Annotated in this window: 13 protein-coding genes and 1 pseudogene; 6 read left to right on the top strand and 8 right to left on the bottom strand. The window is 70.1% G+C overall.

Annotated features, from left to right (window positions below):
- Nucleotides 1-27: 27 nt before the first annotated feature.
- Nucleotides 28-798, top strand: coding sequence for a lytic transglycosylase domain-containing protein (locus EDD31_RS02565; RefSeq protein WP_123302774.1), 771 nt, complete (start codon nt 28-30; stop codon nt 796-798).
- Between the two features lie 14 nt (nt 799-812).
- Here the strand turns inward: EDD31_RS02565 and EDD31_RS02560 are convergent, their stop codons facing one another.
- On the bottom strand, nt 813-1,484 hold the full coding sequence (locus EDD31_RS02560) for a hypothetical protein (RefSeq protein WP_123302773.1): 672 nt from the start codon (nt 1,482-1,484) through the stop codon (nt 813-815).
- 79 nt (nt 1,485-1,563) lie between these two features.
- On the bottom strand, nt 1,564-2,112 hold the full coding sequence (locus tag EDD31_RS02555) for an AAA family ATPase (RefSeq protein ID WP_123305029.1): 549 nt from the start codon (nt 2,110-2,112) through the stop codon (nt 1,564-1,566).
- Between the two features lie 62 nt (nt 2,113-2,174).
- Between EDD31_RS02555 and EDD31_RS02550 the strand changes: the two are divergent.
- A pseudogene (locus EDD31_RS02550) lies at nt 2,175-2,810 on the top strand (mismatch-specific DNA-glycosylase).
- A gap of 50 nt (nt 2,811-2,860) precedes the next feature.
- Here the strand turns inward: EDD31_RS02550 and EDD31_RS02545 are convergent.
- Entirely contained in the window at nt 2,861-3,271 is a 411-nt protein-coding gene (locus EDD31_RS02545) for a DUF1801 domain-containing protein (RefSeq protein WP_123302772.1), read from the bottom strand.
- 51 nt (nt 3,272-3,322) lie between these two features.
- Here EDD31_RS02545 and EDD31_RS02540 point away from each other — a divergent pair, with 51 nt between their 5' ends.
- Entirely contained in the window at nt 3,323-3,934 is a 612-nt protein-coding gene (locus tag EDD31_RS02540) for a DUF4166 domain-containing protein (RefSeq protein ID WP_123302771.1), read from the top strand.
- Entirely contained in the window at nt 3,934-4,899 is a 966-nt protein-coding gene (locus tag EDD31_RS02535; protein WP_123302770.1) for an epimerase, read from the top strand. Before EDD31_RS02540 ends, EDD31_RS02535 begins: the two co-directional genes overlap by 1 nt.
- Nucleotides 4,900-4,950: 51 nt before the next feature.
- Here the strand turns inward: EDD31_RS02535 and EDD31_RS02530 are convergent, their stop codons facing one another.
- The 3 genes from EDD31_RS02530 to EDD31_RS02520 all read right to left on the bottom strand — a co-directional run bounded on the left by EDD31_RS02530 (nt 4,951) and on the right by EDD31_RS02520 (nt 6,072).
- Complete coding sequence (locus EDD31_RS02530) at nt 4,951-5,238, bottom strand: transcriptional regulator (protein WP_123302769.1); 288 nt, start codon at nt 5,236-5,238, stop codon at nt 4,951-4,953.
- An 8-nt stretch (nt 5,239-5,246) separates the two neighbouring features.
- The gene (locus EDD31_RS02525) at nt 5,247-5,684 is read right to left on the bottom strand and encodes a hypothetical protein (protein ID WP_123302768.1); all 438 of its coding nucleotides are present in this window, start codon (nt 5,682-5,684) and stop codon (nt 5,247-5,249) included.
- A 91-nt stretch (nt 5,685-5,775) separates the two neighbouring features.
- On the bottom strand, nt 5,776-6,072 hold the full coding sequence (locus EDD31_RS02520; RefSeq protein WP_123302767.1) for a DUF1905 domain-containing protein: 297 nt from the start codon (nt 6,070-6,072) through the stop codon (nt 5,776-5,778).
- 147 nt (nt 6,073-6,219) lie between these two features.
- On the opposite strand from EDD31_RS02520, the gene EDD31_RS02515 reads away from it, so the two are divergent.
- Nucleotides 6,220-6,669: a methyltransferase family protein gene (locus EDD31_RS02515; protein ID WP_123302766.1), complete on the top strand. Its 450-nt coding sequence runs from the start codon at nt 6,220-6,222 to the stop codon at nt 6,667-6,669.
- A gap of 4 nt (nt 6,670-6,673) precedes the next feature.
- Here EDD31_RS02515 and EDD31_RS02510 read toward each other — a convergent pair whose 3' ends face one another.
- Both EDD31_RS02510 and EDD31_RS02505 read right to left on the bottom strand, forming a co-directional pair.
- Nucleotides 6,674-7,630, bottom strand: coding sequence for a helix-turn-helix transcriptional regulator (locus EDD31_RS02510; protein ID WP_123302765.1), 957 nt, complete (start codon nt 7,628-7,630; stop codon nt 6,674-6,676).
- 54 nt (nt 7,631-7,684) lie between these two features.
- On the bottom strand, nt 7,685-9,625 hold the full coding sequence (locus EDD31_RS02505; protein ID WP_123302764.1) for a DUF222 domain-containing protein: 1,941 nt from the start codon (nt 9,623-9,625) through the stop codon (nt 7,685-7,687).
- 257 nt (nt 9,626-9,882) lie between these two features.
- Here EDD31_RS02505 and EDD31_RS02500 point away from each other — a divergent pair, with 257 nt between their 5' ends.
- The gene (locus EDD31_RS02500; protein ID WP_123302763.1) at nt 9,883-11,922 is read left to right on the top strand and encodes an NADPH-dependent 2,4-dienoyl-CoA reductase; all 2,040 of its coding nucleotides are present in this window, start codon (nt 9,883-9,885) and stop codon (nt 11,920-11,922) included.
- Nucleotides 11,923-11,941: the final 19 nt, after the last annotated feature.

Below are 11,941 nucleotides of genomic sequence, written 5' to 3'. Positions count from 1 at the left end.
GCGATCAGCGTCGGCCAGAATGGGCCGGTGAGTACTGGGCGAGCTGTGGGCACCGCCATCGGCGTGCTGCTCCTCATCCTCGTGGTTGGCGCGCTGGTCATCGCCGGGATCGTCGGCTTCCTCAATGCGCTACCGGACCCGGCGCGCGAGGCCGAGGCGCCACGACCGATCGTGGACTCCGCGACCCCTGCTGCAGCGCCCGAGGCAAGCGGCCCCGAGACTCCGGGCGCCTTCCGTGACCTCGCCGATCCGGACTGGCTGGATCGCACCGCGGCCGCTCACGGCATCCCACGCCGTGCCCTGGCCGCCTATGCCGCCGCGGATATCCGCACGCGCCAGGAGTCCCAGTGCACCGTCGGCTGGAACACCCTGGCCGCCATCGGCTGGGTGGAGAGCCGGCACGGCCGCCTCCAGGGCGGATCCATCGACGACGACGGCGTGGCGCGGCCGCACATCATCGGTATCGCCCTGGACGGCACGAACAACACGCTTGCGATCCCCGACACCGACGGCGGTGCGCTCGATGGCGACACCGAGTGGGACCGCGCCGTCGGGCCGATGCAGTTCATTCCCGAGACGTGGTCCCGGTGGGCAGTGGACGCCGGAAGTACCGGCAACGCCAGCCCGCACAGTATCGACGACGCCGCCCTGGCGGCCGCACGCTACCTGTGCCGACTCGACGGCAGTCTGGAGACCGAGGAGCAGTGGATCCGCGCGATCCTCTCCTACAACAACTCCCTCTCCTACCAGCAGCAGGTCGCCACCCGGGCCGAGCGCTACGCCGAAGCCGCCGACTGACCGCAGCAGAGTGACTACGGGGCGTACTCGCGCACGGTGGTGACCAGATCAGTCACGCTGGGCCGCCGCGGCGCCGAGCCGAAACCGAAGCGCACCGGAGGGCTCAGAGGGCGAAGCGGGCCGAGGCTCTCGCCGTCCCACAAGGTGGCGGCTGAGACCAGGCGGCGGAGGTCGGTCGCGCCGTAGTACTCCTGGCGCCCGCCCCCGGCCGTTCCCCGGGTCCGGACGCCGCGGAAGAGCACCCGCGCCACCGGGTCGGTCAGGTGGGTGAAGGCCGGCGCACTGGCGAGACGGCGCGGCACGCCACGAAGTAGCCACCCCAGGACGGTGCGGGAGCCGAGCGTGACGCGCGCGGTCAGCGGACCGGCCTCGATACTCCAGCGCTCACCGGGCATGGTGGCGGCGGAATCCGGCAGAGAGTTCCCATCGGCATCAGTGCGCCGGAGGAGAACCGGAGCCAGGACAGTGCGGTCGAAGGTGTAGGTGGAGGCGACGAAGTCGGCGATCTCGGCGTGGGGAGCGAGCAGGATCCGTTCGCCGTCCGGCTGCTCGACCATCACATCGGTGAAGGACCCCAGCGGGGAGTTGCGCCAGGTTCCCAGCACGAAGCGCCGGCCGGAAGCGGTGCCCCACCCCGCGATGCGCCCCTCGAATGTCCAGGAGCGGGGCCGTGCGGAGGGAAGCATGCCCCATCTTCTGCTGTGCGCACCTTCCGGGCATCTCGGCCGGCGTGCCATGTCGACGTCGGTGGCCGGGCCGGGACGGTCAGGCCTGGCAGAACGCAGTGATGGCTTCGAGCCCGGGACGGTAGCCGTCGGTGGTGTCCACATCCAGGGTGGGGCGGTCGAGGTGGAGCGGGGTCCACTCCGGCTCGGGGGTGAGCGTGGCCGCATCGGCATGTGCTGCTCTCGTGGGCTCGCTCGACATCCGGATCCGTCGGCGCGCCATCATCGTGTGCTCCTGGGTGTGGCACCGAACGATGCGGAGCTCGCCGAGATCCATCAGCGGCCCCAGCCCCGTGTGCCAGAGCCGGTGCTGGAACGCGGCTTCGGCGACGACCGCCACCCCGGCGGCCAGGAGCAGCTGCAGGCACTCGAAGAACAGCGGGTAGGTGCGCATGGTCAGCGGATCCGATTCGGCGGGCTGGAAGCCTGGGCCGTGGGCGTGGACCATGCCCTCCTTGATCTCGTCACGGATGACAGCCGGGCAGCCGATCTCCCGGGCCACGCGATGCGCCAGCGTGGTCTTGCCCGAGCCGGGCTGTCCGCTCACGATGATCAGGCGCGGCAGGGGCGTGGTGGTGTCCTCAGTCATCATCGACTTCCTGGATCGGGAGCGGAGCAGCGGTCGGTGCGGGCGCCACGTACGTTACTTCCATGGCCACGATCGGAATTCCGCGCCGACCATCTCCGATGGACGGGCGCCGGCCGCGGCGAGAAGAACTGGCGCAGTTCGCCACCGGTGAGCCGGACGGAGTCGACGACATCCTCCCGGCCGACGGTGCAGCGCTCCGCCTCCTGATCGTCGGGGTGAATCCGGGCCTGTGGACGGCGGCGGTGAATGCGCCCTTCGCCCGGCCCGGGAACCGCTTCTAGCCCTCGCTGTACCGGGCGGGGCTGACCGACCACGTCGTTGACGCCGCGGCCGGGCTCTCCGCTGAGGACGAGAACCACCTGCTCTCCCGCGGCATCGGCGTCACGAACCTGGTGGGCCGTGCCACGGTCCGGGCCGATGAGCTCACGCGCGAGGAGCTGCGTGCCGGTGGTGCACGGGTGGTCGAGCTGGTGCGCGAGCTGCACCCGAGGGTGGTGGCCATCGCCGGGATCACCGCCTTCCGCGTGGCCTACTCGCTGCCCAAGGCGGTGCTCGGCGAACAGGAGGTGGCGGGACTTTCCGGCTGGCCCACCGGGGTGGCGCTGTGGGTGGTGCCCCAGCCCAGCGGACTGAACGCCCACGAGACCGTCGACTCTCTGGCGGGCTACTGGAAACAGGTGTGGGCCGCCGCGTCCTGAGCAACCGGGTACCGGCTGCCGGCCGCACGGGATCTCGTCTCGGAGTCCGCTCAGTCCTCGCCGGCCCGCTGTCCGTAAGTGCCTGAGGTCAAGGTCTCGTAGGAGTCGCGCACGATGGCGCGAAGGGCGTCCAGATCGATCGCCGAGAGATCCTTGATGTACAGGCAACCGACCCCGAGCGTGTGGGGACCGAGTTCGGCGAGTTCGGCGGTGTAGCGGTCGACACCGTTCATCAGGTAGATCGTGGTGGCCGCCTTCCGAGGCGCGAATCCGGCGGCGATCGAATCGCCCTCCCGTCCCGAGGCGTACTGGTAGTGGTAGGTGCCGAAGCCGATGATCCCGCCGCGGTGCAACACCGGCTGCTCGCCGGTGACCTCCGCCATGAGTGCGAGGAGGGTGCGCGCGTCGTCGCGCCGCCGCGCCGGGGTCACCGAGTCGAGGTACTCCGAGAGCTCGTCCATGGGCTGAGCTTGGCACAGTGCTCCCGGTCCCACGCCACATAGTGTCGGCGCATGATGACTGCGCCTACCTCTCCGTACGAGCGGGCGCTGGGCCGTCGGATGGCATTGCTCCATCCAGAGCTCCAGCGCTACTTCTCCACGATCAGGTCCGGCACGGTCGGTGTCGGGGTAGGCGTCTTCGCTGAGTTCGGGACCCCGCATCGCTGGCTGGAGCCGGCCCTCAGCCTGCTGCAGCGTCGCCACGTCCTGCTTCCGGGATGGTACGAGGACGTGCCCTTCCGGATCGTGAACCGCACCGTCGAGGGCCGTGCCGTGGCCGTCCGCAGGGTGCCCGGTGACGGCACCTGGACCATGCGGGACAGCGTGTACCTCGCACCGCACGGGCGTGTGGTGGACACCATCGGCCAGCCCGCGCTCTTCGATGTCAGCTTCGATATCGACGTGCGCGATGGTGAGCTCCACCTGAGCAGCCACGCCGTCGCGGTGCGCTGGGGTCGAAGCAGGATCCGCCTGCCGCGCCCGATTGCACCGCGGATCCACCTCCGTGAGCGCTACGACGACGTCGAGCAGTGTCAATACGTAGACCTCACCGTCCGGGTAGCTCTGCTCGGCGTCATCTACCGCTATCGCGGCACTTTCTCCTATCGCATCGAGGAGGACTGATGGGCGCCGGACGCGTGGTCATCGGCGGGGCCACCGGATTCATGGGTCAACACCTGCACCACCGCTACCGTGAACAGGGCCGGGAGGTCGTGACCATCTCTCGCTCCGGCGCCGATGTCGCCTGGGACGACCCGGCGGGGATCGCGCGTGCCGTCGACGGTGCTGCGCTGGTGATCGGCTTGGCGGGGAAGTCGGTGAGCTGCCGCTACCACGCTGCGAATCGTGCACGCATCCTGTCCTCTCGGTTACGGACCACTGCAGCACTCGGCACGGCGATGGCGGCAGCCGAGCAGCCTCCGCCGCTGTGGGTGAACTCCTCGACCGCGACCATCTATCGCCATGCTGAGGACCGCCCCATGACGGAGAGCTCGGGGGAGCTCGGCACAGGCTTCTCCGTGGAGGTGGCCAAGGCCTGGGAGCAGAGCCTCTATGCGGCGGATCTGCCGCACACCCGGCGGGTGGCCCTGCGCACGGCGATCGTGCTGGGCGGTGGGGGCCTGTTGGGGCCGATCGCCACACTGGCCCGGCTCGGGCTGGGCGGAACCCAGCTCGATGGCTGGTGGCCGGTGAGCCGAGGGCGACGAACGGCGGGCACGGCGCACTTTCCCGGCGCGACAGCAGGCCGCCAGCGGTTCAGCTGGATTCACCTGGACGACGTCGCGGGCATCGTCGACTTTCTCGAGGATCACCCCGAACTGGACGGCCCGGTCAACGCGTCCGCCCCGCATCCGCAGGACAACGCCACCTTCATGGCCGCGGTACGCCGCAGCGTGGGCGTGCGCTTCGGTCCGCCCCTGCCTCGGTGGGTCCTCGAGCTCGGGGCCATCAGCATCCGCACGGAGACGGAACTGATCTTCAAGAGTCGGTGGGTGCTGCCGGAGCGACTCACCGCGGCCGGCTACGAGTTCCAACACCCCCATCTGCAGGGCGCACTGCAGGAGGCCGTTCGCGCGGTGCGGCATTGAACGTATCAGTCCTGGGGAGGGGACGTGCCCCGCAGCGGCAGTTGCGTGGTGTCACTGGCCGGCAGTCTCGTTGAGTGTGCGCAGCAGCTGGGCGAAGGCCTGCTCCCCGGACGTACTGAGCCGGACCAGGGTGTGGCCGTAGCGGTTCTTGCGGCCCTTCGTCACCTCCACGAGGTCGCGCTCCTCGAGGTCACGGATGATCTTGGAGAGGTCCGGTGTGGACATGCCGGTGGACTCCTGGAGGGCCGGGTAGTCGGCCTGCTCGACCTGATGGAGATGCGCGAGCGTGACGAAGCGCTTGGGGGCGAGCAGGTGCGGGTCGAGATTCTGGTAGCTCACGGCAGGCCTCAGCGGCGCAGGAGGAGCACGAGGTAGAAACCCAGCCATGCGGCCGGTGCGAGGCCGGCGAAGATCAGAGCTTCAGGGAAGGCGATGGTCTCGCCGCGGGTGAGGCCGCGCCAGATGGGGAGGAAGAGCCACACCGAGAACACCACGATCACCACGGTGTGCCGCCCGAGGCGTGGCTCATTGACCCGAGCCTTCCGGCTCGCAAGCCACCCGCCGGCCGCGGCCAGCGCGCCGACTGCGGGGAGGAGTGCCCACCACGGGTGTCCGGCCAGCGCGACCAGCCCGGCCGCCATCGACAAGGCGATGACGCCCACGGCGGCGAGGTGATCCTTCAGCTCCAGGTGACGGCGCGGTCGCTGCGGCATGGAGCCCAGCAGGTTGCGGGCGTGGGACGGCGTGAGTGCACCGCCCCGCGGCGATGGTTGTGGTTCTGTCATGGACTCAGCGTGGCATCTAGTTGCAACAATCGCAACTAGATGCACCTGGCGGCTGGTGCTGGGGTGGCTGGAGTTCCTGGAAGATCGGACCTCACGTCAGGGGGAGCCGGACGACGGCGGTGACGGTATCGCCGACGTCGATCCCCTCGGTGCGTTGCGCCGCGGCCTTGATGGGGAGCAGGAATCTCCCCTCCCGTGGCCACATCGCCGTCTCGAACTCGGTGGCACCGATCGTGGCGATGACCGGAACCTGACCCCAGTACATCAGGCCGCGCGCCGCTTCCTTGAGCTCGGCGGAGAGGTCGTGGGGCAGCGGTGCGAACACGAAGGGTGCTGGTCCGCGCCACTCGATAAGGCGCGCCTCGAACTGCCAGGCAGACTCACTCATGGAGCTGTCATCACGACGCTTCGAGGACACATCCGGCGGTCATGGGCTGATGATTGCAGGGGTTCGAGGGGGCGTCCATCCCCTTCGCTGCCTGGCGCGCGGCACTGCGGGCTGCGACAGCGCGCGGGCCTCCCTAGCATGGCCGGCATGGCTATCCGGATACCGCCCGTGGTGCTGCTCTCGACGTCGGCTGCGGTGCAGCACGTCCTCGCGCGCCGCACGGACGCCGGGAAGCTCGGACTGGCTGCCGGCATCGCAGTGGCCGGAGCCTCGGTGGCACTGCTCGGCAGCTCACTCGTGGCATTCCGGCGCCAGGAGACCTCGATCGACCCGATCACGGTGACGAAGGCGAGCGCCCTGGTCACCGACGGTCCGCACGCGTACAGCCGCAATCCGATGTATGTGGGCATGGCCGGGCTGCTCGCCGCTCATGCGCTCATGCGGGGCTCGTGGGCCGCTGCGTTTCCGGTTGCTGGCTACGTCTTGGCGATCGACCGGATGCAGATCCCAGCAGAGGAGGCAGCTCTCGAGGAAGGTTTCGGGGAGGAGTTCGCCGACTACCGGGCCCGCGTGCCCCGGTGGTTCGGGCCGGCGTAGCTGCCTAGCTGACCGCCATGCCTGCCAATCGTGCGGAGAGGCGCCGGGCGGCGTCGAAGAGCTCGCTCGGTTCAAGGATCTCGGTCTCGAAGCCGATGTGGGCGATGTGCATCGCCAGCCAGTCGAGGTCGTCCGCGCCGGCGGTGTAGAGCGTCCACGCGCCGTCCTGGCCTTCGACCTTGCCGACCTGAGGTGGGACCCGCGCGGACACCTGCTCGACCGTGGCGCGCAGCCGTACCCGCGCCACGTAGCGGTACGGCGCCGCGGTGACGGACTGCTGGACGTACGCGACCGGGTCGGGATGATCGCGCTTGCTGAACCGCCACGTGGAGGTCGTGACCTCGCGCAGCCGGTCCAGGCGGAAGGTGCGCCAATCCTCGCGGTCCAGGTCGTAGGCCATCAGGTACCAGCGCCGGGACGTGGCGACCATCTGCACCGGCTCCACCGTTCGTTCTTGTTCGTTCCCGCCGGCGGCGGTGTACTGGAAGCGCACGCGAAGGCTCTCTCGGCAGGCGTGCGCGAGAGCCACCAGTACCTCGATATTCACGCCGGACTGTGGTCCGGCCAGTGTGGCGGTAGCGTTCTGCAACTCGCGTACCTGACCGCGCAGGCGTGGCGGCATGACCTGATCGAGCTTCGCCAGGGCGCCCAGTGCGGCCTCGCCGGTGCCCATCACGGTGCTGGTGGACGCCAGGCGTAGGGCGACCGCGGTTGCCGTGGCCTCGGCGTCGTCGAGCAGGAGGGGAGGCAGGCGGGTGCCGGCGCCGAGTCGGTATCCGCCGCCGATGCCTGGCGCAGCGTGCACCGGGTATCCCAGCGAGCGTAGGCGCTGCACGTCGCGTCGCACCGAACGATCGGTCACGCAGAGTTCGGCGGCAAGATCGGCAGCTGTCCAGGTGGGTCGCCGTTGCAGCAACGCAAGGAGGCGGAGTACCCGCTCGGTGGTGCCTTCGGAGGGCATGGGGCGATCCTGCCACTGATCACGGAAGGTCACTGTCCGCGTGTGCGCCGATCGCTAGGTGTTCTGGTCATCGGTTTTCGGGGGCGCCGAGGCGCGCTCGTGGGATGTGGCGAGCAGGGCGCGCTGGTGTGGGGTGGTGGCTCCGGTGAGCTTGAAGCCCTGTACGCAGGGGAGCATGGGCGGGGGCGCTGAGGCTTGGGGAGATGAGGACCGCTGTGGTGGCCGGGATCGCGCGGGCTGCGGTGGTGGCGGGGAGTTCGCCGCAGCGACTCCGGGTGGTGGTTCCGGTACGTGGTGGTAGGTGTGGCCGGTGCTGGTCGAGGTCCAGGTCAGAGCGCCGTCGTCTTCGCGGCGGGTGGTCCAAAGCCCGGAGGTCTTGAGGTTGTGGTGGCTGCGGCACAGGGGTTGGAGGTTCGATGCTCGCGTCTGGGGCTCACCGGGCTCCTCCACTGTGCCCGTGTTGCCGGGGCCTGCGTGGTGTGGCGCGTAGGGCTCGATGTGGTCGAGGTCGGTGTAGTAGGCGGGGATCCGGCAGCCGGGGAAGGTGCAGTACTGCTCTCCGGCGGTCACCGCGGCGCTGAGTGCCTGGCCGGGCCGGTAGGCGGCGGTGCTGGGCGCGGCGGGCTGGCCGTTCTCGTCCAGGGCGAGATAGCGGATGCTCGGGCCGCGGGGAAGCTGGCTTCCCACCGGGCCCTGATCGCCGCCCTGTCCCGTGTTGCTGCCCTGGCGCTGGTTGCTGTGCGCGTGCTGTGCTTCCCGGACGATCTCCCGGCCCAGGGGCGCGGGGATCGCACCGTATCCGGCGAGCTCGGCCGGGAGCTCATCAAGCCCGGCCAGCGTGGCAGCCGAGATCGTCACGTTGATGGCGCTGCGGTGAGCGCGGCGATGGATTGGCCCACCGGCGCGCACGGCCGGCGCCTTGGTCGGGACGGTATCGCTCCCGGCGGTGCCGCCTGAGGGGACGGCGTGATCGCGGTCGAGGCTCTCGAAGGCCGAGACGAAAGCGTCCGCGCGGAGCTGATCCAGGGTGCGGGCCACCCGGTGGCCCTCGGCACCGGAGACAGCCCGGGAGCCCTCGCTCTCGGGGCCCACCACGCCGGGGTGCTCGCGTGCACCTCGGGCTCGCCGGCCGGCTTGTTCCACGCGTGCAGCAGTATCGGCCATGGCGTCCAGGGTCCGGCGTACCGCGATCGCGTCATCGGCGCGCAGGTAGGCGGTCAGCCACGCCATCCCATCCCCTGCCGGCTCGATCGACACGCACCGATCCGCATAAGCCTCGCGCTGCCTGACCAGGGCGGTCTGCGGCGCGAGCTCGATGACGAGCTTGGCGATCCGGCGCTTCAAGGCCGGCACCGTCAACCGCGGTGCCCACGGCAAGAGCGCATCAACGACCCGAAGATGATCCCCGCGCCCCAACCCCGGTGGGCGCCGGCCCAGGACCTCGGCCTTGCTGGCATCGATCAGGCCTGCCGCCAGCGCATCGTGGACATCGGGGAAGTCATCGAGCGCCTCAGCCAGATCGACCTTGGCGCGCGCGGCCCGGGGCGTGATCCTCAACCGTGCCCCGATCTCAGCGGCCTCAGCGGTATCCGCACGGGAGTCCTGATGAGGAGCCAGTTCATCGGTCAGGAGCGCGCGGTCGCGGCGGCGATTCCTGATCTCTTGGAGGTAGGCGGCCTGCTGCGCGTGCGCCCAGGCGGCCAGGCGCTCACAAGCGGCGACCGCTTCGACCAGGGTGGCCTCATGGCAGCGCGACTCATGAGCGGCTTCTAGGACGTAGGCCAGGTCCGGGCCGCCGGGGACCTGGGCGAGCTCGTCGGCGTACATGCCATCGAGGCGGCTCGCTGCCACCGTGCGGGCCCATTCGATCGACCCGCGGATCCGCTCCGGAGCGCGCCAACGCCCCACCGGGCCGGCCACCCCAGAGGTGATCGCAGCAGATTCGCCGGGCTGAGGGTCACCCTCACCCGGACCGGGATCTGCCTGTTCGACCATGAACCCATTCTAGTCGAACATCTGTTCGTAGGCAAGGACTTTCCCGCAGGATACCAGGCAAAAACTCGCCCCGCACTCCTCGCCCGCAGGCCACCCACCAGCACCCTAAGCCCCACCACCGACACCACGACAGACACCGCCGTCGACCCACCACCGACACTGCCGCAGGCTCCGCCACCCGACACCGGCACTGGCGCGACGCGATGCCCGGGCGCCCCTCCTCCAAGAGGCTCCACCCCACTGGCTACCCTGACGGGATGACCGCGACGGCGCCCAGGGACTACCCGCACCTCTTCACGCCGCTCGACCTGGGCCCGGTCACCCTGCGCAACCGCGTGGTGATGGGGTCGATGCACACCAAGCTCGAGGACCGCGGGCGGGACATCGACAAACTCGCCGCGTACTTCGCCGAGCGCGCCCGCGGCGGCGTCGGCCTCATCGTCACCGGGGGATACGCCCCCTCGTGGCGGGGCTGGCTGCTGCCCTTCGGTTCCAGCATGGTCCGCTCCGCACAGGCGCGCAGGCATCGCACGGTCACCGACGCCGTCCACGAGCACGACTCAAAGATCCTGTTGCAGCTGCTGCACGCCGGGCGCTACGCCTACCACCCCTTCGCCCAGGGCGCCTCGCGGCGGAAGTCGCCCATCACCCCCTTCGCGCCCGCAGCGCTCTCCAGCCGGCAGGTCGAGGCGACCATCAACGACTTCGCCCGCTCGGCCCAGCTCGCCGTGCAGGCGGGCTATGACGGCGTCGAGATCATGGGTTCCGAGGGGTACCTGATCAACCAGATGCTCAGCGCTCGCACCAACGACCGCACGGACTCCTGGGGCGGCTCGGCCAGCGCGCGGATGCGCTTCCCGCTGGAGATCGTGCGGCGCACCCGTGAGCTCGTCGGCGATGACGTGATCGTGCAGTACCGGATGAGCATGCTCGACCTGGTTCCTGATGGGCAGGATTGGGCGGAGACCCTCGAGCTCGCGCAGGGGCTGACCGAGGCGGGCGTGACGCTGTTCAACACGGGGATCGGCTGGCACGAGTCGCGGATCCCGACGGTCGTGACCTCGGTGCCCCGCGCCGCCTTCAGCTTCGTGAGCGCGCGCCTGAAGGCCGAGGTCGGCATTCCGGTGATCGCCTCGAACCGGATCAACCGCCCCGAGACCGCCGAGCAGATCCTGGAAGCCGGCGAGGCGGATCTGGTCTCGATGGCCCGCCCGCTGCTCGCTGACCCGGAGTGGGTGCGCAAGGCCGAGGAGGGGCGCACACAGGAGATCATCCCGTGCATCGCCTGCAACCAGGCGTGCCTGGACCACACCTTCGCCAACCAGCGCGCCACATGCCTTCTCAACCCGCGTTCCGCGCACGAGACCGAGCTGGTACTCAGCCCCACCCGGCGCGCCAAGAAGGTCGCCGTCATCGGCGCCGGCCCGGCGGGGCTCGCGGCCGCCGTCGAGCTGGCGGGGCGTGGGCACCAGGTCGAGCTCTTCGAGGCGAGCGCGCACCTGGGCGGGCAGTTCCGGCTTGCCGCCCAGATCCCCGGCAAGGAGGAGTTCAGCGAGGCGATCGCCTACTACGCCCACATGCTCGGTGTGCGTGGCGTCGCGACTCACTTCTCCACCCGCCCCGGTCCCTCCCAGCTCACGGACTTCGACGAGATCGTCCTCGCCACCGGGGTCACCCCCCGACGTCCCGCGATCCCCGGGGTCGACCACCCCAGCGTGATGGCCTACCCCGAGGCGATCACCCACCCGGAGCAGGTCGGCGCGAAGGTCGCGGTGATCGGCGCCGGCGGGATCGGCTTCGATGTGTGCCGGGCCTTGCTGCACGAGCCGCACGAGTCCGCGCAGCAGTGGCGGGATCGCTGGGGCGTGGTGGGGCCTTGGGAGCGGCGCGCCGGCTTGGGAGAGCGGAGCCAGCCGCCGCCGGCGCGGGAGATCCACCTCGTGCAGCGCAAGACCACCAGCCACGGCAAGGGGCTGGGCAAGACCACCGGATGGGTGCACCGCGCAGAGCTGCGCGACGCCGAGGTCAACATGATCGGAGGCGCCGAATACGTCCGGATCGACGGTGAGGGCCTGCACCTGACCGTGCCCGGCCCCGATGGGCAGGCACGCGAGCCGCTCCTGCTCGCCGTGGACACCGTGGTGCTGTGCGCCGGGCAGGAGTCGGTCACTGAGCTCGTCGAACCGCTTGCCTCCCTCGACGTCCCGGTCCATGTCGTCGGCGGCGCCGATCTCGCCGCTGAGCTGGATGCGAAGCGGGCGATCAAGCAGGCCACGGAGCTGGCAGCACGAATCTGATCGCCCATGGCAATCGCGG

Origin of the sequence: Bogoriella caseilytica (assembly GCF_003752405.1) — a bacterium.
In the GTDB taxonomy this organism is placed as follows: domain Bacteria; phylum Actinomycetota; class Actinomycetes; order Actinomycetales; family Actinomycetaceae; genus Allobogoriella; species Allobogoriella caseilytica.
The sequence above is the reverse complement of the archived record's forward strand: the minus strand, read 5'-3'. Positions and strand labels throughout refer to the sequence as shown.

Bases quoted from the DNA above. Each gene is read 5' to 3' on its own strand.
- EDD31_RS02560 (WP_123302773.1), bottom strand. From the start codon at position 1,484: ATGCTTCCCTCCGCACGGCCCCGCTCCTGGACATTCGAGGGGCGCATC.
- EDD31_RS02555 (WP_123305029.1), bottom strand. From the start codon at position 2,112: ATGACTGAGGACACCACCACGCCCCTGCCGCGCCTGATCATCGTGAGC.
- EDD31_RS02545 (WP_123302772.1), bottom strand. From the start codon at position 3,271: ATGGACGAGCTCTCGGAGTACCTCGACTCGGTGACCCCGGCGCGGCGG.
- EDD31_RS02540 (WP_123302771.1), top strand. From the start codon at position 3,323: ATGATGACTGCGCCTACCTCTCCGTACGAGCGGGCGCTGGGCCGTCGG.
- EDD31_RS02535 (WP_123302770.1), top strand. From the start codon at position 3,934: ATGGGCGCCGGACGCGTGGTCATCGGCGGGGCCACCGGATTCATGGGT.
- EDD31_RS02525 (WP_123302768.1), bottom strand. From the start codon at position 5,684: ATGACAGAACCACAACCATCGCCGCGGGGCGGTGCACTCACGCCGTCC.
- EDD31_RS02520 (WP_123302767.1), bottom strand. From the start codon at position 6,072: ATGAGTGAGTCTGCCTGGCAGTTCGAGGCGCGCCTTATCGAGTGGCGC.
- EDD31_RS02515 (WP_123302766.1), top strand. From the start codon at position 6,220: ATGGCTATCCGGATACCGCCCGTGGTGCTGCTCTCGACGTCGGCTGCG.
- EDD31_RS02510 (WP_123302765.1), bottom strand. From the start codon at position 7,630: ATGCCCTCCGAAGGCACCACCGAGCGGGTACTCCGCCTCCTTGCGTTG.
- EDD31_RS02505 (WP_123302764.1), bottom strand. From the start codon at position 9,625: ATGGTCGAACAGGCAGATCCCGGTCCGGGTGAGGGTGACCCTCAGCCC.
- EDD31_RS02500 (WP_123302763.1), top strand. From the start codon at position 9,883: ATGACCGCGACGGCGCCCAGGGACTACCCGCACCTCTTCACGCCGCTC.